The organism is Vibrio sp. Hal054, from assembly GCF_037162405.1.
In the GTDB taxonomy this organism is placed as follows: Bacteria; Pseudomonadota; Gammaproteobacteria; order Enterobacterales; family Vibrionaceae; genus Vibrio; species Vibrio diazotrophicus.
Window position 1 is genome coordinate 851491 of sequence record NZ_JARLUT010000001.1, and the last position, 21108, is coordinate 872598.

At 43.3% G+C, this 21108-nt stretch carries 22 protein-coding genes, 1 tRNA gene, 1 pseudogene and 1 riboswitch; of the genes and pseudogenes, 20 read left to right on the plus strand and 4 right to left on the minus strand.

Annotated elements, in window-relative coordinates:
• The first annotated feature begins 71 nt into the window (after positions 1-71).
• From P4S58_RS03905 to P4S58_RS03950, 10 genes are all read left to right on the plus strand, one after another.
• Positions 72-1445, plus strand: a complete 1374-nt coding sequence (locus P4S58_RS03905) for a sigma-54 interaction domain-containing protein (protein ID WP_337162971.1) — start codon at positions 72-74, stop codon at positions 1443-1445.
• Between the two features lie 196 nt (positions 1446-1641).
• Complete coding sequence (locus P4S58_RS03910) at positions 1642-2076, plus strand: NifB/NifX family molybdenum-iron cluster-binding protein (protein ID WP_180980456.1); 435 nt, start codon at positions 1642-1644, stop codon at positions 2074-2076.
• Positions 2069-2404 (plus strand): DUF5320 domain-containing protein, encoded by a 336-nt coding sequence (locus P4S58_RS03915; protein WP_337162973.1) that lies wholly within the window; start codon positions 2069-2071, stop codon positions 2402-2404. The genes P4S58_RS03910 and P4S58_RS03915 overlap by 8 nt, the downstream gene beginning before the upstream one ends.
• 71 nt (positions 2405-2475) lie before the next feature.
• Complete coding sequence (locus tag P4S58_RS03920; RefSeq protein WP_102969265.1) at positions 2476-2808, plus strand: NifB/NifX family molybdenum-iron cluster-binding protein; 333 nt, start codon at positions 2476-2478, stop codon at positions 2806-2808.
• Positions 2809-2872: 64 nt separating this feature from the next.
• Positions 2873-3721, plus strand: coding sequence for an ATP-binding protein (locus P4S58_RS03925; RefSeq protein ID WP_337162974.1), 849 nt, complete (start codon positions 2873-2875; stop codon positions 3719-3721).
• The gene (locus P4S58_RS03930) at positions 3718-4248 is read left to right on the plus strand and encodes a 4Fe-4S dicluster domain-containing protein (protein WP_337162975.1); all 531 of its coding nucleotides are present in this window, start codon (positions 3718-3720) and stop codon (positions 4246-4248) included. Before P4S58_RS03925 ends, P4S58_RS03930 begins: the two co-directional genes overlap by 4 nt.
• 41 nt (positions 4249-4289) lie before the next feature.
• On the plus strand, positions 4290-4592 hold the full coding sequence (locus P4S58_RS03935) for a hypothetical protein (RefSeq protein ID WP_443089006.1): 303 nt from the start codon (positions 4290-4292) through the stop codon (positions 4590-4592).
• A 20-nt stretch (positions 4593-4612) separates the two neighbouring features.
• Complete coding sequence (locus P4S58_RS03940) at positions 4613-4951, plus strand: NifB/NifX family molybdenum-iron cluster-binding protein (RefSeq protein WP_102969268.1); 339 nt, start codon at positions 4613-4615, stop codon at positions 4949-4951.
• 9 nt (positions 4952-4960) lie between these two features.
• Entirely contained in the window at positions 4961-5827 is an 867-nt protein-coding gene (locus P4S58_RS03945; protein ID WP_337162976.1) for an MBL fold metallo-hydrolase, read from the plus strand.
• A 69-nt stretch (positions 5828-5896) separates the two neighbouring features.
• Positions 5897-7594 (plus strand): FAD-dependent oxidoreductase, encoded by a 1698-nt coding sequence (locus P4S58_RS03950; protein ID WP_337162977.1) that lies wholly within the window; start codon positions 5897-5899, stop codon positions 7592-7594.
• A 126-nt stretch (positions 7595-7720) separates the two neighbouring features.
• On the opposite strand, the gene P4S58_RS03955 is transcribed toward P4S58_RS03950, so the two are convergent.
• The gene (locus tag P4S58_RS03955) at positions 7721-9118 is read right to left on the minus strand and encodes an SLC13 family permease (RefSeq protein WP_337162978.1); all 1398 of its coding nucleotides are present in this window, start codon (positions 9116-9118) and stop codon (positions 7721-7723) included.
• Positions 9119-9242: 124 nt separating this feature from the next.
• On the opposite strand from P4S58_RS03955, the gene P4S58_RS03960 reads away from it, so the two are divergent.
• The gene (locus P4S58_RS03960) at positions 9243-10040 is read left to right on the plus strand and encodes an AraC family transcriptional regulator (RefSeq protein WP_337162980.1); all 798 of its coding nucleotides are present in this window, start codon (positions 9243-9245) and stop codon (positions 10038-10040) included.
• A 207-nt stretch (positions 10041-10247) separates the two neighbouring features.
• Here P4S58_RS03960 and P4S58_RS03965 read toward each other — a convergent pair whose 3' ends face one another.
• A complete protein-coding gene (locus tag P4S58_RS03965) occupies positions 10248-11477 on the minus strand; it encodes an integrase domain-containing protein (protein ID WP_337162982.1) in 1230 nt (409 codons plus the stop codon).
• 165 nt (positions 11478-11642) lie between these two features.
• Positions 11643-11718: transfer RNA gene (locus tag P4S58_RS03970), tRNA-Asn, on the minus strand.
• 628 nt (positions 11719-12346) lie between these two features.
• On the opposite strand from P4S58_RS03970, the pseudogene uvrB reads away from it, so the two are divergent.
• The 3 genes and pseudogenes from uvrB to luxU all read left to right on the plus strand — a co-directional run bounded on the left by uvrB (position 12347) and on the right by luxU (position 16392).
• Positions 12347-14376: pseudogene (uvrB, locus tag P4S58_RS03975) on the plus strand (excinuclease ABC subunit UvrB).
• A 259-nt stretch (positions 14377-14635) separates the two neighbouring features.
• Positions 14636-16036: a quorum-sensing sigma-54 dependent transcriptional regulator LuxO gene (luxO, locus tag P4S58_RS03980; protein WP_042486207.1), complete on the plus strand. Its 1401-nt coding sequence runs from the start codon at positions 14636-14638 to the stop codon at positions 16034-16036.
• Between the two features lie 2 nt (positions 16037-16038).
• Complete coding sequence (luxU, locus tag P4S58_RS03985) at positions 16039-16392, plus strand: quorum-sensing phosphorelay protein LuxU (protein WP_102962743.1); 354 nt, start codon at positions 16039-16041, stop codon at positions 16390-16392.
• A gap of 99 nt (positions 16393-16491) precedes the next feature.
• On the opposite strand, the gene yvcK is transcribed toward luxU, so the two are convergent.
• Positions 16492-17382 (minus strand): uridine diphosphate-N-acetylglucosamine-binding protein YvcK, encoded by an 891-nt coding sequence (yvcK, locus tag P4S58_RS03990; protein WP_102962796.1) that lies wholly within the window; start codon positions 17380-17382, stop codon positions 16492-16494.
• A 250-nt stretch (positions 17383-17632) separates the two neighbouring features.
• Positions 17633-17782, plus strand: a riboswitch (molybdenum cofactor riboswitch).
• On the opposite strand from yvcK, the gene moaA reads away from it, so the two are divergent.
• The 6 genes from moaA to P4S58_RS04020 all read left to right on the plus strand — a co-directional run bounded on the left by moaA (position 17770) and on the right by P4S58_RS04020 (position 21107).
• Positions 17770-18759, plus strand: a complete 990-nt coding sequence (gene moaA, locus P4S58_RS03995) for a GTP 3',8-cyclase MoaA (RefSeq protein WP_042486200.1) — start codon at positions 17770-17772, stop codon at positions 18757-18759. (Overlaps the previous riboswitch by 13 nt.)
• 77 nt (positions 18760-18836) lie before the next feature.
• Positions 18837-19343, plus strand: coding sequence for a molybdenum cofactor biosynthesis protein B (gene moaB / locus P4S58_RS04000; protein WP_337162983.1), 507 nt, complete (start codon positions 18837-18839; stop codon positions 19341-19343).
• A 12-nt stretch (positions 19344-19355) separates the two neighbouring features.
• Entirely contained in the window at positions 19356-19835 is a 480-nt protein-coding gene (gene moaC / locus P4S58_RS04005; protein ID WP_102962741.1) for a cyclic pyranopterin monophosphate synthase MoaC, read from the plus strand.
• Positions 19832-20077: a molybdopterin synthase sulfur carrier subunit gene (gene moaD / locus P4S58_RS04010; RefSeq protein WP_102969275.1), complete on the plus strand. Its 246-nt coding sequence runs from the start codon at positions 19832-19834 to the stop codon at positions 20075-20077. Before moaC ends, moaD begins: the two co-directional genes overlap by 4 nt.
• Before the next feature lies 1 nt (position 20078).
• Positions 20079-20534 carry a molybdopterin synthase catalytic subunit MoaE gene (gene moaE, locus P4S58_RS04015; RefSeq protein WP_042486189.1) on the plus strand — a complete coding sequence of 152 codons (456 nt, stop codon included), beginning with the start codon at positions 20079-20081 and terminating at the stop codon, positions 20532-20534.
• A 156-nt stretch (positions 20535-20690) separates the two neighbouring features.
• Positions 20691-21107, plus strand: coding sequence for a CBS domain-containing protein (locus P4S58_RS04020; RefSeq protein WP_042486187.1), 417 nt, complete (start codon positions 20691-20693; stop codon positions 21105-21107).
• Position 21108 lies beyond the last annotated feature (1 nt).

Consider the following 21108-nt stretch of genomic DNA (forward strand, 5'->3'; position numbering starts at 1 on the left):
ACAATTCATTACTTATTGGGGTTAACGGGTCGTTAGCCCCATTTTTTAGCATCAATATTAAGTGAATGGTCATGAACAAAGTAAATCAGACATCTCTGCCTACACTCACCACCGATATTCTGGAGAGTATTTCAGACGGAGTATTTACGGTTGATGACCATTGGCAGATAAGTTTTTTTAACCGGGCTGCGGAAATGATAACAGGTATTCCCAGAAAAGAGGCTTTGGGCAAGCTGTGTTCCGAAGTGTTTAAATCCAGTATGTGTGAATCAGATTGTGCGTTACGTTGCACTCTGAAGAACCAGTCCCCGATAGTTAATAAGCCTTGTTTTATTATTGATGTAAATGGAGAACGAATTCCTATTTCTGTTTCCACGGCAGTGCTTAAAGATGCTAACGGTCAGGTTATCGGTGGTGCTGAAACCTTCCGGGATTTGAGCGAAGTGGAAGCGCTTAAATGTGCACTTCAGGGGCGTACCCAAGTCGGGGATTTTATTAGTCATAGCCCCATTATGCGTAATCTTTTTGAACTGCTTCCTGCTATTGCGCAAAGTCCGAGTACGGTTCTGATTCAAGGGGAAACAGGTACGGGTAAAGAACTGTTAGCGCGGGCTGTACACAATATGAGCAGCCGTTCTGATAAACCTTTTATTGCTGTTAACTGCGGGGCCTTACCCGATAATCTGCTTGAATCAGAATTGTTTGGTTATAAAAAGGGCGCTTTTACAGGAGCGACACAGGATAAACCTGGCCGATTTAAGTTAGCAGAAGGAGGTACTCTATTTTTGGATGAAATAGGAGAAATAAGCCTCGCACTTCAGGTTAGATTGTTGCGTGTGTTACAGGAACAAGTCTATGAGCCTTTGGGAGCTATTCGGCCGGAAAAAAGTACAGCAAGAATCGTAGTCGCGACTCACCGCAATCTGTATCAAATGGTTGCTGATGGTGACTTCAGACAAGATCTTTATTACCGCATTCATGTTGTGGATCTGAAATTGCCACCTTTGCGGGAACGAAAAGAAGATATCCCTTTACTTGTTGACCAGTTCATAACTAATTTCAACCGCCGACATCACCGCACGATTCAGCGTATTACCCCTGAAGCGATGGCTTTGCTTATGGCACACGATTGGCCGGGTAATGTGCGAGAGCTGGAAAACGTTATAGAGAGCGCATTCGTTTTATGTTCAAACGATGAAATTAGTCCGGCTTGTCTGAAAGCTGGATTAGGATTTGATTCTTTACAGAATGAATCAAGTGAACAGATAGGCGCGGTAAGACGTGTTGCTGAAAAACAGTCGATTCAGGCTGCACTGAAACGTAACCACTACAACAGAGCGGCAACGGCAGATGAGCTCGGTATACATAAAACGACGCTATACCGGAAAATGAAATCGTTAAATATTCCTTTTCCTGAGCAAAATGGCAGAAACCGAATTATTTAATTTGTAGCGTTGCAATAATTGCAGTTGTGATTCGATCTGTAATCACTATGGTTGCGATATCGCAACCATAGTGATTGCCTTTAATTTAATCCTTTCAAAATTATCCTTTAAAAACATAAAGATAAAATTTATCTGCTTTTGTTCTTAAAGTGGAATGCTTGTTGCTCTATATGGACTATCAGCAATGGAGTCCAGAATGAAAGTAGCATTGACGATTTGGAATAATCGTATCTCTCCGGTTTTTGATGTTGCACAGCAGGCATTGTTGCTGGAGGTGGAACAACGCGTTATCCAGCATCAGCAGGTATTTGATTTACCTGTGGATTCGGCAATGAATAAACTGACTTTTTTAATATCTCAGAATGTCGATTTGCTGATATGTGGCGCGATTTCCCGTTCCTTGCAGTTAGCCATTGAAGAACATGGTATCAAAGTCTATCCGTTCTGTTCCGGAGAGGTTTCGGAGCTCATTGAATGCTGGCAGAAAGACCAGCTTGATCAGGTGTCTTTTGCTATGCCTGGTTGCGGTAAGAGGCGGCGTATGGGGCAGAGGACACAAGGAAATGGCTGCTGGAATTCAGATAATCACTGTCGAAGACAAATTAAACATTTAGGAGGCAACGATGCCTAGATATGACAAAACAGGACCACAAGGTAATGGACCACGAACAGGTCGCGGTATGGGGTTGAGTCGTGGGGAAGATCAAACACGTATGAGTGATGGTGAATCCTGTAAACGCATCAGACGACGTCAACGAATGAGAAATGCCTGTGAAGCAGGACCAAATTGTAACCGAAGAGGTAATGCCGGGGCTGGAAATAGTCGAAGGGCTGGAAATAGTCGAAGAGCCGGACAAAACGTACAGGGTTCTCAGGGAGTGAGACGAAGAAACAATGTTCAAGAGCAGGGAAGAAATGCTGTGGGACAAGGCCGAATTGGCTTTGTTGACTTTGAATAGCACAGAGCACTTTCTACGGCTTAGTACGAATAAAGGCATTAACACTGGACAGTTTATAAAAGGGCACATACATGAAAATTGCTTTTACTACCGCATCATCCACTTTGAATGGTGAATTAGATCCGAAGTTTGGTCGAGCTCCAGGATTCCTGATTTACGATACCGATCAGAAAAACACTCAGTATCTGAATAATGACCTTAATTCAGATTCAGCTCAGGGAGCCGGTATTCAGGCCGCTCAGGAAGTTATCGCTGCTGGAGTCCAATATTTGGTAACTGGATCTTGTGGGCCGAAAGCCACTCAGGTGCTTAAAAGTGCCGGCGTTAAAATCTTTAAAAGTGATTCAGTCACGCTGAATGAGTGCCTTGAATTACTCAATAGCGGCAAGCTAACAGAAGCCTGATGTTTTAACTCAATCTCCGGAGGACAAGCCCGGAGGCTGAGCTCTTATCAAATTGAGGAGAGTCATGAAGTTAGCAATTGCTTCTGGTAAAGGTGGAACCGGGAAAACAACGGTATCTGTAGGATTGGCTCTGTCAGCAGAGAGTGCAGTGACTTATCTGGACTGCGATGTTGAAGAACCTAATGGAAAGTTATTTCTCCAGCCAGAAGTGGAATCGAGCCAAAACGTTTCCGTACCTGTTCCTGTCGTTAATCGCAATCGTTGTACAGGCTGTGGTGATTGCGCTGATATCTGTCAGTTTAATGCCATTGTTACTCAGGGGGAATACGCCATGGTATTTCCTGAGCTTTGTCATAGCTGTGGTGGGTGTGTTTATGTTTGCCCTGAAAGAGCAATTACGGAAGAAATGCATCCCATTGGCTTACTTAACAGTGGGCAAGCAGGAAATGTTCGTTATGTAGAAGGCTTATTGAATGTCGGTGTATCAATGGCGACACCTGTGATTGATGCCGTAAAAGATCATGTGTCAGATGGAGTGACTATTATTGATTCTCCGCCGGGGACGTCCTGCTCAATGGTAAGTACGGTGCGGGATGCAGATTTTGTTCTGTTGGTGACAGAGCCTACGCCATTTGGTCTGCATGACTTGAAGATAGCAATAAAAACACTTGAAGAGTTAAAGCGACCCTTTTCCGTCATTATCAACCGTTTTGAGGATACAGATAACTGCGTTGACCAGTATTGTGTGGATGAGGACATCGCAGTTTTACTTCGTATTCCTGACAACAGGAAAGTTGCTGAAGCTTATTCCAGAGGGGAATCATTACTCTCGGCATTACCTGAATTAAAAGACGAGTTTAGTCAGTTGTTGTCTGAGATAAAACTTGCATTGGAATCGGGAGAGAGTGCATGAAAGAAATTGTGATTCTTAGTGGTAAAGGGGGGACAGGAAAAACAAGTCTTACTGCATCATTTGCATCTCTAGCCAATAAGGCGGTATTAGCAGATTGTGATGTTGATGCTGCTGATTTACATCTAATCCTTAAACCGGATATCCAGACAACACACACCTTTACCAGTGGGCATGAAGCGGTTATTCGTACCCAAGATTGTTCGCAGTGTGATATCTGCACTGATTACTGCCGCTTCGGCGCCATTCAGCGTAACGAAGAAAGCGGTGAATACAGTATCGATCCGATAGCTTGTGAAGGATGTGGTGTCTGTGTCCGTTTTTGTCCGGATCATTGCATTGACTTCCCTATCAGGGAATGTGGTGAATGGTATCACTCAAATACGCGCTTCGGTCCTATGGTTCACGCTCACCTGGGAATTGCAGCAGAAAACTCCGGAAAGCTAGTGAGTCTGGTGAGGGAGGAGGCAAAGAAAAAGCCAGACAAGTTCAGGCTGACGTCTTGTTGGTTGATGGGCCTCCTGGGATAGGGTGTCCGGTTATTGCTTCCATTACCGGAGCGGATTTTTTGGTGTTGGTAACCGAACCAACGTTATCAGGCAAGCATGATATTGAGCGTGTTTTACAGTTGGCAAAGCATTTTAATCTACCGGTTTCTGTCGTGGTGAATAAATGGGATATCAACCCTGCCATGACAACAGAGATTGAAGATCTGGCATCCACTTATAGTGCTCATCTTCTTGGACGAATCCGATATGACAAAGCCATCACTCAGGCTCAAATAGAAGAGAAAAGCGTTATTGAGCTGGGTGAGAGCGAAGTATCAAAAGATATTCAGATTATTTGGAATCAGGTACAGGCAATAGCCTGTTAATTAAACAAAGGAAATACACAATGAAAATAGCTATCCCTGTAGCAGACGGAAAACTTGATCTACATTTTGGCCATTGTAAGAGTTTCGCATTGTTAGATGTGGATTTAGATAATAAACAAATTGTTTCACGAAATGATGTTGATGCACCTCCACATGAACCAGGATTATTGCCTGCATGGTTGGGTGATAAAAATGTAGAACTGGTTATTTCCGGCGGAATGGGACAAAAAGCGAAACAACTGTTTGAAGCGCGATCAATTCGGGTTGTTGTTGGAGCACCATCTGAAACTCCGGAATTATTAGCTCAAGCATATCTTGATGGTAGTTTAGCTTCTGGCACCAATGCATGTGATCACTAAGGTTTCGATGTGGTTAATAATCTAAAATTTTGCATCTTAATTGATAATACCAGTGATAAAAATCTCTTAACTGAACATGGCTTTTCTGTATGGATAGAGTGTGATGGGAAAACCATTTTATTTGACACGGGGCAAAATACCGACGACTCGGGAATTCTATTTAAAAATGCCAAAGCGTTAGGTTGTGACTTAACCACAGTCGATACATTAGTTCTTAGTCATGGTCACTATGATCATACTGGTTCGGTCAGTCAATTCTTAGCGGTCAATCCAAACGTTAATGTGGTCTGCCATCCTAATGCGCTTATGAAAGAACGTTACAGTATCTATCCGGATAAAGCCCCCAGACTAATAGCAATGCCTGATGAAGATCGGAATTTACTTCAATCTCTTCCACCTTCTCAAATGCAACTATTAACCGATGCACAAATGCTGTTCTCAGGCGTCGGTTATTCGGGCGCGATACCTCGTCAGCATCCGCTAGAGGATACAGGAGGCCCATTTTTTTCGGATAAGCGCAAAAGAGAACCGGACACGATTTATGACGATATATCTCTCTGGTTTGAGACATCTCAGGGGCTGGTTATTTTAACCGGATGCTGCCACTCGGGAATTATGAACACTGTCCTGCATATTCAGAATGTGACGGGAAAACAGAAAATACGAGCTGTTGTCGGTGGGTTGCACCTAAATAGGGCTTCTGAAAAAAGGCTAAAGGCGACTCGGGATGCCTTCGCTAAATGGCAACCACAAGCCATTATCCCATGCCATTGTACGGGAGAGCATGCCACTAGTTATTTAAAACAAACGAATCCAGTCATTTTTATGGCTGGAGGCAGTGGGACATGCATCGCTTTCGGAGCAGGGCGTAGTTAACTTTTGCGGTTGTCATTAAATATACAAAAAAATAATAATTTCTTCATTAAATAAAATTTAGGTAATTATATGAAAAAGAAAAAAATAGTTGTGATCGGCGGTTCTGCTGCGGGTCCCAAAACGGCAGCTAAAGCTCGAAGACTCGACGAACATGCCGAAATTATTCTTTTGCAGAAAGATAAAGATTTGTCTATGGCGTCATGTGGCTATCCTTATTATGTCGGCGGCGTTTTTGATAACCGGAATGAGTTAATCAGCACACCAACTGGTGTCGTTCGCGATCCTAGATTTTTTCTGAATGCGAAAGGTATTGACGCCAGAACGGAAACTGAGGTTATTGCAATTGATCCTCAGAATCATAGTGTCACCTGCAAGCATTTAGCTACCGGCGATGTGGACACTGTGAACTACGATAAACTGGTCATTTGTACCGGTGCCCGTCCTGTTATACCACCCATTCCTGGCAATGACCTGAAAGGTATTACTACGCTTCAGTCAATGAGAGATGCGGATTTCCTGCGTAAAGTACGTGATGAAAAGTCTATTAAGAAAGCCGTTGTTATCGGCGGAGGATTAATTGGTATCGAAACATGTGAAGCACTACATCTTGCCGGTATCGATATTACGGTTGTCGAATTGGCACCACAATTATTGACTTTCCTTGACTGGGAAATGGCAGAAATTGTTGAAAACCATGTTAGAGCCAAAGGGGCTAATGTGATCACTAATAACGGTGTCGCAGCTTTTCTTGGTGAAAACGGCCAGCTAACGGGCGTTAAATTGGCTAACGGTACTGAATTACCTTGTGAATTAGCGGTTGTTGCTATCGGTGTTAGACCGAATGTTGCACTAGCTCAAGAAGCCGGGCTTTCGATCGGTTCAACCGGTGGTATTGTGGTTAATGAGTTTATGCAAACTTCCGACCCTGACATCTATTCTGCTGGTGACTGTGTTGAATCCTACAATATGATCACAGGGAAAAAAGTGCACGCGCCTATGGGTGACTTGGCGAACCTACAAGGACGAGTAGCAGGCGAAAATATAATTTTGGGCAACAGCGTTTCTTTTCCTGGAGTTCTTCAAACCGGTATTTGCAAGGTATTTGATTTTTCGGCTGGCTCTACAGGCCTGACTGAAGCAACTGCGAAAAATCTTGGATATGGTACTTATGAAACCGTAGTTAATACGAGTCCGGATAAACCCGGCTTTATGGGCGCTGGTCTGCTGATTAGTAAAATGCTTGCGGATAAGAATACCGGTAAGATCCTGGGTGTTCAGTGTGTAGGAACCGGGGATGTTAGCAAGCAACTAGCTACAGCCGCCATGGCGCTTACGGGTGGGTTTACCGTGGAGCAATTGATTAATCTGGATATGCCTTATGCACCACCATTTTCACTCGCTATTGATCACTTCGTTGCCACTGCTCATTTAATGCAGAATAAATTGAAAGGGCGTTTACAGGGAATTTCTCCATGCGCGGTACATGAGAAATTGGAGCATAATGAAAAACTATTCATTCTTGATGTACGTGGCCCGGATGAATATGAGCAGATGCGTCTTGGTATTGGTGAAACGTTAATTCCTTCTGGTGTGCTAAGGCAGCGCTTGGACGAATTGCCACAAGATAAAGAAACGGAGATTATCTGCTATTGCAAAATCTCGTTAAGAGGTTATGAAGCTCAATTGGTACTTAATGCTTATGGCTGGCAAAATGTAAAAGTAATGGAAGGCGGCGTAATGGCTTGGCCTTATCCTCGGGAAAAATAGCTCAAAAAAGTAGCACGCTGTAAATGCAATCATAAGTGATTTAGTAAAAAGAGCCTGACCACATTGAAGTGGTCAGGCTCTTTTTATTTAACATATTGATTGTATAAAGTATTAGTGGCGGGGCTATTAACTAATCCAGCCTAGTAGTAGCCACCATAGGAAATCTAAAGGCATCAGCACAACAACAGTAATGGCTGTTAACGGTAGAGTGATTTTTAACAGCTTAGACAGAGGCTCTTTTGATAATTGCATTGCAACGACCAATGGTCCTACTTGATATGGGAAAATTACGGTCGAAAAACCAATTACCTGAGTCATTATGACGGCGGGTAGAGAGAACCCGGTTATTTGAGCGAAATCTCCGGCCATCGGTGTTAATACTGTTGGAACACCAGGGATTGTTGCGATTAATCCTGTGAGAGTTGAAATGATAGACAGTGCCATGAAGCTCAGGAATGAGCTGTTTTGGTCTGCTGGAAGTATATGTCCAAATAACTGCCCTAATGCTGAGCCAATCCCTGATTCATTAACCAGAGCTCCCAGCCCTAAAGCACCTGCTACAAAAACCACGGTGGCAAAATCAACGGAGCTATTAAACGCTTTTGGCTCTACAATTCCCCATTTAGGTAACAGAAGTATAATTGCGGTCACTAAACCTACCCAGGCTGGATTAATACCGTGAATGGTATCGGTTATCCAGAATAACAACGTGATAGCGAGCAACATACCCACTTTCTTCTGCATCTTTTGGTCGGAAACGAAACTTTCGTTACTGGTGTCTTTATTGGCTGATGGAGCTGAAACTTTGTCAGGGAAAATACGCAGTACTAGCCAAATGACGACCAAAGATTTAATGATACCTAATATGGGAAAGTGAAGTAGCAGGTATTCAGTGTAGCCAAAGGTAATATTAAAAAGGTTTTCACTGGAGCCAGCTAAAATCATGTTGGGAATATTGGCAGGTAACACTGCAAAACTGGGCATATTGCACGAAATTGCAAGGGCAGTAGCAATGCCAATTCGGCCATTACTGCCTTTTTTCAGTCCAATGGTGTCAGCTAATGCCATACCAATAGGAATTAACACCACCGCTCTGCCTACGGAAGAGGGCATGATAAATCCCAGTAACATGGCGCTAAATACCATGCCGGCGATAAGGCGCGGATAACTAACTGTTAAGTAGGGTGAAATCATTGTCGCAAGCTTTTGACCTAGCCCGGATTTGGAAATTGACGCGCCAATGATAAACCCCGAAATGATGAGCCATACTGCGGTAGAGCCAAAACCCGCGAATACTATCGATGGTGAAATCAGACCCAATATCGTGACTAAAGCAAAGAAGATCAAACTAGCCAGAAAGGGCGGAACGAATCCTGAGCTCCAAAAAACGAGTGTCACTAAGACAACTGCGGCACTCCGGGAAAATATCTCGGACTGACCTTGAAATGGGTAAATACTAATAACAAGTGCAAATACCAAAGCGATAATTACAGCGACTGACTTTACATTTAGCCGGTTGACCATGAGTGTTTTTCTCCTGAACTTTTATAATTATTAGGCTCTATTGACCCAAAAGCTCAACAGGCTCTAGATATATTGTTGAGTTATTTCTAAAATACCTTTTTTTGATACGTTTTAACGAGACAGGATGTCAAAATATATTCCTAACACGACAATGTTATCGCCCAGCGACGTTGCCTTTGTCTTAGATCCAACTCAACCCGTGCTTACCCACAATCGAAGTATGGTTGCTGAGTCTGCTATCGAACCGCATTCACATCCCAGAGGCCAACTACTTTGGGGCTGTAAGGGTATTTTGCGCATAACCAGTGAAAAAGCTATCTGGGTTGTTCCATCTACGCATGCTGTATGGATTCCGGGAGGGTATCCCCATCAGGTAAGTAGTGAAACTGCTACGCAAACCCGTAATCTATACGTTGATCCCTCGTATTGTGTTCGTCAGAACCCGCAGAAAGTCGTCATGTTGAAGATGAGCTCATTAATGCGGGAGGTCATACTTAGGCTTACAGAAAGTTCAGATTCCCTGACAAAAGAAAGGGTACATAACTTAGGCTTGGTTGCTCTTGATGAACTTGAATCTTTGGAAGCATTAGAGCTCTATATACCATCAGGACATGATCTACGCTTGCAACGTTTGATTAGCCTTATTGTCAATCAACCTGATCAATTACTATTGCTTGAACAGTTAGCCACTCAGGTAGGAGCAAGTGTCCGTACTATCGAAAGGTTGTTTAAATCAGAGACGGGACTCACATTCCGTCAATGGCGTAGCCGTTTTCGTTTGATGAATTCGTTGGAGAAGATTTCTCGGGGGTATAACACGACCTTGGTTGCGCATGAGCTCGGCTATAGCAGTGTAAGCAGTTTTATCTCTTCTTTTAAAAAATTGTTTGGTTGTACACCTCAGGAATATGCTCAAAGGTAATTGTTTTGTTTTATTACCCTTCCCATATCTACAATATGGGGCAGCAATTATCAGCACTCCCCCGACTATCTAGGTGTGCTTCCAATTATAAATCTGAAGATGCCGTGCAATCAGTCCAGAGTTAAAATATCCTATAGTAAGAGCTGTATGGAAGGAAATGAGTATGGTTGGAGCTGCTGGCTTAACTTCAGCAGCTCAATAATATGTTTACTGGTTTGTTGAACAGACAGATAAACTTCCCTTAGAAGCCTCCTCGATATAGTTACTCCACCAGCGTAGCATTTCTCTACGTTGATTAAGATATAAAGCCCGGTTGTAAATACCTCGAATTTGGTTTTTGTCCACGTGAGCTAGTGCTAGTTCAATGACGTCATTATGAAAGAGTTTAGTTTCATTTAGCGTAGTGCTAGCTAGAGCTCTTAGACCATGGGAGACCAAACGGTCCTTAAAGCCCATACGTTTAAGGGCAATGTTAGCTGTTTGGCTGTTACTCGGCCTCATCGGGTCTTTATATGAAGCGAATATGTATTCGCTTCCACCATTTATTTTTTTCATCTCATTCAACAGATTTAAAGTCTGCGGCGTTAGAGGCACTAGGTGATCCCTTCGTTTTTTCATTCTATCTGCTGGAATAACCCATAGATTTTCATTCCAATCAATCTCATCCCAACGAGCTTGCGCTGTCTCAATAGGTCGGGTCATGGTATGTAGTTGCCATTCAATCATACATCGAGTGGTATACATGATACTGGCCCGTCCTAGGGTTCTCATTAACTCAGGAAGTTCGTCGGCACTTATTGATTTCATATTGGTGACGGTAGGTTTCAAGAACGCAGAACTGATTTTGGCTAAAGGGTTGTACTCAATAAGTCCCTTATTCTGAGCAAAACTCATAATTTCGTTCACACGTTGGCAGATCCTTTTCAGTGTTTCTAGGTGTCCTTTAGCCTGAAGTGGCTGAAGGGTATTTATCACTAGAGGTGCAGTAAGCTCAGTGATAGGAGTATTGCCAAGCTTCGGTAGCAAATGAAGATTTAAAGCTCGCTGAAGGTTCACCTTTGTTTTTTCACTGATGGTTGCGCTCTTTACTGTTAACCAACTGTTTGTGACTTCAGCTAATGTGGATAGTAAGCGCTGTTGCTCTATCGTTTGTTGGTTCTTGAGTTTGACTTGAGGATCAATACCAGCTTGTAGCGTTTCTATCGCGCCTAGAGCCTTCTTTCGTGCATTTGTTAGGGAAAGGCTAGGGTAACTGCCAAACGTCATGTTAGCGCGTTTACCGTTGTGTGGACGTGTATAGTTGAATAGCCATGTCTTTGTACCGTTTGGTTTTACACGTAGACGAAGGCCGTTACCATCAAAGAGCGTATACTCTTTATCTTGTGGTTTAGCGTTAGAGATTTGTTTATCTGTTAAAGATTTAGTTGTTCTTGCCATGATTGGTACACCGTAAATTGGAACATACGGACAATGTACCTATTTGTGTACCTAAACTTCTAAGCTAGTACGAGTCAGGAAAAGACGTTAAGAGAATGCAATCCCTTGAAATAGCTAGGTTTAGATACAAAAAAAGACGTCCTGGGACGTCTTTCTTCTGGAATTTGGCTCCCCCTGCAAGACTTGAACTTGCGACATACGGATTAACAGTCCGCCGTTCTACCGACTGAACTAAGGGGGAATTGCTTAGTGCGGTGCGGATGTTACTTAGAGGGACGGGGAGTGTCAACCTTTACACTAAAAAATTCAGCTAATTTTTTTCAAAAAAAATAGTTTACTTTTCTGTACCCCTTATGGGTATTACGCTGGATTTACTTATCCACCAAATTTGTGGATAAGTGTGTTGATGAAACTTGAGCAATCATTTGAAGTGCTTCCATTTAAGTGAAAACTCTAAATGTAATCGATTGTATAATTTATCTAACTTAATGATTTTATTTTTATAAATCTTGTTATCCACTGTTTTTTCTAATGGATATAAACTGCGAGAGAAAGGTCAATTTAATGTCAAGATTGGAAATTTTGGGGAAAACCAGTGGATTATTATTTGGGTATTTTAGATGGGTATAACTCGGTGGGGCGACGATATTAACAAACTTTTTAGATTGATGCGAACGTTATTTTTTAGCCGTGGTAGATCTGAAACACAAGTTCGATTGGTAGTTATGAAACTGTTTCATGAGTGCTTATCAATGGGGGAAAGAATCGCATATAAAGTTTTCGCAATGGTAAATAACAATTATGACTTGCCATGCTGTAAGGCAAGCAGCGACAATAGTTCCTCGTTCAGACTGTAGGAAGAAAGCGTAATGAGTAAGGCGTTTGAATTGGTATCACACTATCGCCCATCCGGTGATCAGCCTAAAGCCATAGAGCAGCTTTTAGAAGGAATTGAAGCAGGACTTGCGCATCAAACCCTGTTGGGTGTTACAGGGTCTGGTAAAACGTTTACCCTAGCGAATGTCATTGCTCGATCACAACGCCCGACGATTTTACTTGCGCCGAATAAGACGCTTGCAGCTCAGCTTTATGGCGAGATGAAAGCTTTTTCCCTAATAATGCCGTCGAATACTTTGTTTCCTACTACGACTATTACCAGCCTGAAGCTTATGTGCCGACGACGGATACTTTCATCGAGAAAGATTCATCTGTTAACGCTCATATTGAGCAAATGCGTCTTTCTGCTACCAAAGCGTTGCTGGAGCGCAAAGATGCCATCATCGTGGCTTCTGTTTCCGCGATTTACGGTCTGGGTGACCCTGATTCCTACTTGAAGATGATGCTTCATTTACGCCGAGGAGATGTGATCAATCAGCGTGATATGCTGCGTCGCTTGGCGGAGCTTCAGTATTCCCGCAATGATGTAGCGTTTGAGCGCGGTCAGTTCCGTGTGCGCGGTGAAGTGATTGATATTTTCCCTGCTGAATCTGACCAAGATGCGGTGCGCGTGGAAATGTTCGATGAAGAAGTGGAATGCATCAGCTTATTTGATCCGCTCACTGGTACGATAAAACAGCGAGACTTACCGCGTTTTACGGTCTACCCGAAAACTCACTATGTCACACCGCGCGAACGCATTCTCGAAGCAATTGAGAGTATTAAAGTTGAACTCGAGTCGCGCCGTAAGTATCTGCTTGAAAATAATAAACTGCTGGAAGAGCAGCGTATTACTCAGCGGACGCAATTTGATATTGAAATGATGAACGAGCTAGGTTTCTGCTCGGGTATCGAAAACTACTCTCGATTCTTGAGTGGACGCAACGAGGGTGAGCCGCCACCGACACTTTTTGATTACTTGCCACATGATGGTTTATTAGTGATTGATGAATCCCACGTTACTGTTCCGCAGATTGGCGCAATGTTTAAAGGTGACCGTTCGCGTAAAGAGACGCTGGTGGAATTTGGTTTCCGTTTACCTTCTGCTCTGGATAACCGACCGCTTAAATTTGAAGAATTCGAAGCACTGGCACCGCAGACAATTTTTGTTTCTGCGACGCCGGGTAATTATGAGTTAGAGAAATCGGCGGGTGAAGTGGCTGACCAAGTGGTTCGTCCTACAGGGTTATTGGATCCTGAGCTCGAAGTTCGTCCTGTGGCTACTCAGGTTGATGATCTGTTGTCCGAAATTCGTATCCGCTCTGTAAAAGATGAACGAGTACTTGTCACTACGTTGACTAAGCGTATGGCGGAAGACCTGACCGAATATCTCCATGAACATGGTGTTAAGGTGCGATATCTTCATTCGGATATCGATACAGTGGAAAGGGTCGAGATCATTCGAGATTTGCGTTTAGGCGAATTTGACGTATTGGTGGGGATTAACTTGTTGCGAGAAGGTTTGGACATGCCAGAAGTGTCTTTGGTTGCGATCTTGGATGCGGACAAAGAAGGCTTCTTACGTTCAGAACGTTCTCTGATTCAGACCATTGGTCGTGCTGCTCGTAACCTTGAAGGTCGAGCCATTCTTTATGCTGACAGCATTACGAAGTCGATGAAGAAAGCGATGGATGAAACCAACCGTCGTCGCGAAAAACAGCATGCTTATAACGAGGCCATGGGGCTTAAACCACAGGCGCTAAAACGTAATATCAAAGATATTATGGAAATCGGCGATATTGCTAAATCTCGCAAACAGAAATCAAGTAAAGTGGTTGCACTGTCTAAAGTCGCAGAGGATGCTGCTAACTATGGGTCTTTAACTCCACAGCAATTGGATAAAGAGATCAGTAAGTTAGAAGGTCAAATGTACAAGTATGCACAAAACCTTGAGTTCGAGATGGCGGCGAAAACACGCGATCAGATTGAAGAGTTAAGAAAGCAATTTATTGCTAACTCTTAGCAGCTATAGTCAGATAAAAAAATAGCCAATAGAAATCGTCTCTATTGGCTGTAATTTCGTGAATATCGTATTCACTAACAACGTCAGTTGGCTAGGTGACCCGTTAGGGTCATTAAGTACCAAGCATTTAGCGTGCCAAGTATAAAATACCAATTTTGTTCAATTCTCATACTAGTTGTATGGTTTAGCCCCTGTTTGTTTGCAAAATGCAACTTCTAATGCAATCATGAAGCAAAATGCAAAAATAAATGGCTAGGTTATGCAACACAATTACACACCACAAAAAGCAAAATACTTATTGATGGTGGAAGATACGGTGTCCGTGGCGGCACTGTATCGTTCTTATCTCACTCCACTTGAAATAGATATCAACATAGTAGGGACGGGGCGCGAAGCAATAGAAAGCATCGCCGCACGTGAGCCTGATTTAATTCTTCTCGACCTTCGATTACCAGATATGACTGGGATGGACGTTTTGCATGCCGTAAAACAGAAATCACCTGATGTCCCCGTTATTTTCATGACCGCGCATGGTTCAATTGATACAGCGGTTGAAGCGATGCGCCACGGGGCTCAGGACTTCTTGATTAAGCCTTGTGAAGCGGATCGACTGCGTGTCACTGTGAACAACGCTATTCGCAAAGCCAGCAAGCTAAAAAATGATGCCGATGGCCTTAATAATCAGAATTATCAGGGCTTTATCGGAAGTAGTCAGACCATGCAGGCGGTTTATCGCACCATAGACTCGGCCGCGACCAGTAAAGCGAGCATTTTTATTACCGGAGAAAGTGGTACAGGTAAAGAAGTGTGTGCTGAGGCGATTCATGCGGCGAGTAAACGAGGTGACAAACCGTTTATCGCTATTAACTGTGCTGCGATTCCTAAAGATTTGATTGAAAGTGAGTTGTTTGGTCACGTGAAAGGTGCCTTTACAGGTGCCGCGGCTGACCGACAAGGCGCAGCCGAATTAGCAGACGGTGGCACACTTTTTCTCGATGAGTTGTGCGAGATGGATCTAGAATTGCAAACAAAACTGCTGCGCTTTATTCAGACGGGCACATTTCAAAAAGTCGGCTCTTCTAAGATGAAAAGCGTGGATGTACGATTCGTCTGTGCAACCAACCGTGATCCATGGAAAGAAGTGCAGGAAGGGCGTTTTAGAGAAGACTTATACTATCGTCTTTATGTTATCCCATTACATCTGCCGCCTTTGCGTGAACGCAGCGATGACGTCATCGAAATCGCTTATTCGCTGTTGGGTTATATGTCTAAAGAAGAAGGCAAAGGTTTTGTCCGTTTGTCTCCTGAAGTGGTAGAGCGCTTTAAGCGCTATGAATGGCCGGGTAACGTTCGTCAGTTACAGAACGTATTGCGTAACGTAGTGGTTCTTAATGAGGGTAAAGAGATCACTCAAGAGATGTTGCCTCCACCGTTGAACTTACCTCAGGAACGTGTTGAACCTGTTGATATGCCGATGAGCGGCCCTATTACCGTGCATGAAATCTTTCCTCTTTGGATGACAGAAAAACAGGCGATCGAAAAAGCGATAGAAGCTTGCGATGGCAACATTCCAAAAGCGGCGGGCTATTTGGATGTCAGCCCTTCAACGCTCTACAGAAAACTACAAACGTGGAATGAGAAAGAGAAGGAAAGCCGATAATTATGGACGTGTTAAACCAAAGCAAGATAGAGAAATTAGCAAGAGAAATTGGGGAAGAAAACGTACCAATGCTCCTTGAAATTTTTCTTGGTGAGCTAGTAGCCTATCAGCAAAGTTTAACCAGCAATGAGGTTGTTGATAAAACTCAATACCTTAAAGATATCAGCCATGCATTAAAGAGCAGTGCGGCGAGTTTTGGTGCCGATAGGCTTTGTGCTAAGGCAGTCGACATTGACGCTAAGGCAAAATTAGGTGAGCAATTTGATGAAGCAGTAGAAACGGCGAATATGGTTGATATTCTTAACCAGACTCACGGATACTATCAGCAGTTGATTGTCACAAGCAGTTGTGACTAATAACTGATTGTAAATTGCCACCGATTATCGGTAGTTAGTTAGCACCACTGCGACCAACAATCTTAGCTGCAGTGGTGTTTAACAAGACTGGTTGCCGAGTTAATCGTTCAACTGCTCTTCAATTGCAAGGCGCAACTTGTCTCGATCATGACGCCAATCGCGGTTTGGTGATGCCAAATCGCGAGTCACGCAGTTCCAATTGTCTTTTAAATCTGAGTGTTCTTTCGGTCCAATCACCACATCAATTTTACGATTTTTACAAGCGCGTTCGCACCATTCCAGCTTCTGTTTCAGGCTCATACGACCCGCAGGGCCGTATTCAGGTGATAAGTTCTCAATAAAAATCACCTTTGCCTTTTGGTTGTCAAAAATAGCCTGACCGATTTTAGGCAGAAGTAGTGGTGGCATTATGCTGGTAAGAAAACTGCCGGGACCAAGAATAATTGCATCGGCTGCCGCAATCGCCTCGACTCCCTCGAACGTTGCCGCAACCTTTGGTTCTAGGTCGAGTCGTAATAAGTCGTCTTCCATCTCATCTACGCTGGTTTCACCTGTTACCCATTTGCCGTTTGTTGCTAATGCGGTGAGATCGGATGGATGTTCTGACATAGGAATAATGTTCACATCAACTTTCAGCATGGTGCGGATAAGATTGATTGCGTCTAGTGGACGAACTGAGAGGTTATCCAGTGCCGTTAGCATCAGGTTTCCGAGGTTGTGACCATCAAGCTCACCACTGCCTTTAAAGCGGTATTCAAACATCATCGAGCTGATGGAAGGGTCGGTAATCAACTGGTTAATACAGTTACGCGTATCACCCCAGGCAATTCCGCCTTGGCAGTGGCGAATTCGCCCGGTCGAACCGCCGTTGTCCGTTGTGGTAACAATACCTGTTGCATTAGAGCCGAAATGCTTTAACGCTGCCAAAATTCGTCCTAAACCGTGGCCGCCGCCAATAGCGACCACTTTTTTATCTTTGTATAAGTTCATCATCTTTATTCTTCTAATATTTGATAAAACCTTAGCCGATGGAAGTTGAGTTGTGGATGTACCGCCCATCAACAACCCCAAGAGGCTTGGGTGTACTAGAATGTATAGGATATTGAAAACGACATATACTTATTTAGAGGTAAATTAGGACTTTGGTTTTCTTTTGCAACTGATTTACTAGAAAGATGATGCGTTTTTCAGTATTTTACAGCCAGTAGTCGCTGATTAGATAAGTGTTTAGCTTTCTAGCCGGCTGCCATAACTCCGAGCTTTTTCATCTAAGTTACTTGAAACTATTGATAGTGATATGGTTAAGAAGCCAGTGGCATATTGTCACGAGGGCATAAGTGGAAATGTTTATGCCTCCCGTATTTGGAAAGGTGTTCCGTGGCGCAACAATTCGAAGATAAATTCCAGCGTAAATTTTATTATTTGCGTCTGTCAGTTACCGATGTTTGTAACTTCAAATGTACTTATTGCCTGCCTGATGGTTATAAACCTTCGGGGAGCAAAAACTCGTCTTTTTTAACCCTTCCTGAAATCCGTCGCGTGGTAAATGCTTTCGCTGATTGTGGTACATCCAAAATACGTATTACAGGTGGTGAGCCTACATTACGTAAAGACTTTACCGATATCATCCGCTTGGTTTCCGATAACTCAAATATTAAGAAAATAGCCACTACTACTAATGGTTATCGGATGGAAAAGGGGGTTGCAGATTGGAAAGACGCAGGCCTCACGCATATCAATGTCAGCGTCGATAGTTTAGACCCGAGAATGTTTCATCAAATCACGGGTGAAAACCGCTTTCATCAAGTTATGGCTGGCATCGACCGCGCGTTCGAAGTCGGTTATAAACAAGTCAAAGTGAATGTGGTGTTGATGAAAGATCGCAATCACAACGAACTTCCTCTGTTTCTTGAATGGATCAAACACCGTCCAATCCAACTGCGTTTTATCGAACTGATGCAAACCGGTGAAATGGACGATTTATTCGCTAAACATCATGTCTCTGGAGTCACAATCCGTAATCAGCTTATTGCCAACGGATGGATTCTAAAAGCAAGAGAAAACAATGATGGCCCAGCTCAGGTCTTTGTGCATGCGGATTATCAGGGCGAAATCGGTCTTATCATGCCTTACGAAAAAAACTTCTGTGAGAGTTGCAATCGACTCAGAGTGTCTGCGCTCGGTAAACTGCATCTTTGTCTTTTTGGCGAAAAAGGTCTAGAGCTCAGAGATTTGCTTCAGGAAGATGCACAGGAAGCGGAGTTGATCGAACGTATTCAAATGCAGCTGCAGAACAAATCCGTCAGCCATTTTCTTCAGGAAGGAAATACAGGCATGACTCCGCATTTAGCGTCTATTGGTGGTTAAAGCCATTTCGAAGGCTAGTAATCATCGTGATTAATCAGATTTAAATTAACGAATAATAATTGAATTAAGGTGAGCAAATGGGTCACGCAGAAAGCAAATTTCAACCAGCGAACATCGCAGTGTTAACCGTTTCAGATACACGTACAGAAGAAAATGATACCTCAGGTTGCTACCTTGCTGAGCAACTTCAGGAAGCAGGGCATCACTTAGCAGACAAGCAAATCGTTATTGACGATATGTACAAAATACGTGCGGTGGTTTCACAGTGGATTGCGGATGAAAAGGTTCAGGCAGTATTAATCACAGGTGGTACCGGTTTTACTTCGCGCGATAGCACCCCTGAAGCGTTAAAGCCTCTGTTTGATAAAGAAGTTGAAGGTTTCGGAGAGTTGTTCCGCATGGTTTCTTATGAAGAAATTGGCACTTCTACTATTCAGTCTCGCGCGGTGGCTGGTTTCGCAAACCATACGGTTATTTTTGCGATGCCTGGCTCAACAGGAGCTTGCCGCACTGGCTGGACGAAGATCATCAAACAGCAGTTAGATGCCAGCCATCGTCCATGTAACTTTATGCCGCATTTATAAGAGTGAGGGACAATGACTCAATTCACTCACATTAACGCTTCTGGTGAAGCCAACATGGTGGATGTTTCTGCAAAGGCGGAAACGGTAAGAGAAGCGCGCGCAGAAGCTTTTGTTCACATGGCACCAGAAACGCTGCAACTGATCGTATCGGGTCAGCATCACAAAGGTGATGTGTTTGCCACGGCACGTATTGCTGGTATTCAAGCAGCCAAGAAAACATGGGATTTAATTCCGCTTTGCCACCCGTTACTGCTTTCAAAAGTTGAAGTTCAGCTAGAAGCGATTGAATCGGAAAACAAGGTTCGTATTGAATCCGTATGTAAACTCGCTGGTAAAACCGGTGTTGAAATGGAGGCGCTAACCGCGGCTTCGGTTGCAGCATTGACGATTTACGACATGTGTAAAGCTGTGCAGAAAGATATGGTAATTGGGCAAATTCGCTTGTTAGAAAAGACGGGCGGTAAATCGGGTCATTTTAAGGTAGATGTATGATTAGTATTTTGTTTTTTGCCCAAACAAGAGAATTAGTGGACTGTGATGGTTTGTCACTTGAGCATGAGTTTGATTCGGTTGAAGCATTGCGTGCACATCTTGCGGCTCAATCGGACAAATGGGCACTGGCATTAGAATCCGGAAAATTGTTGGCTGCGGTTAACCAATCAATTGTACCGATGGATTCTGAACTTAAAGATGGCGATGAAGTGGCTTTCTTCCCACCGGTAACTGGAGGTTAATATGAACAGCTATGTATCGGTTCAGGTAGAAGATTTCAGTGTCGCTCAAGAGTATGAAGCGCTTTCATCGGGCACAGATGCGGGTGCGGTCGTGACTTTCATAGGTAAAGTTCGTGACATGAACTTAGGTGACCATGTGACAGGACTGCATTTAGAGCATTATCCGGGTATGACGGAGAAATCTCTTAACGAAATCTGTGATGAAGCGAAATCACGCTGGCCACTATTGCAGTTGAGATTAATTCACCGTATTGGTGATTTAGATATCGGCGATCAAGTCGTCTTCGTCGGTGTCAGCAGCGCTCATCGCTCTGCCTCTTTTGAAGCCTGTGAATTTGTAATGGACTATTTAAAGACCAAAGCCCCTTTCTGGAAAAAGGAGCGTACAACCGATGGAACTCGCTGGATTGATTCAAGAGACTCAGATTCCAAAGCTGCTCAGCGTTGGGTGAAGTAGAGTTATCGCTGTTCCAAAGGTAAGAACGACAGATTTTTTACGTAGCCATAGGTTGCAACAATCAAAAAATTGGTGAATCCCATTTAGTAAAATCAAGAAATTAGTCAACACTTAGATTAACAGCTACCTTTAAATAAGGAACCTAAGGAGACTGAAATGGATTCACTAAAAGTAAAAGATTACATGACCGTTAAAGCGGTGACCTTTACTCCTGATATGCCTTTGTCTGCTGCGCTCGATAAAGTGATTCGTTCCGATCACTTGGGCGGGCCCGTTATTGATGATAAGGAACGCGTAATTGGCTTCCTTTCAGAACAGGACTTGCTCGATAAACTGGTCAAAGTGAGTTACTTCTGTCAGGACACACATATTGTCAGTGACTGCATGTATAAAGAAGTGCTTTCTGTCTCTCCGGAAATGTCGATCATTGAGTTGGCCGATATGATGAAAGTCGGAAAGCCTAAAGTTTATCCTGTTATAGATAATGGCAAGTTGGTAGGGATTATTACGCGGCGTGATGTGTTAAGAGCAATAGGTAAAAACTTAGCCAATTGTTTTAAACATCAAGTATAAA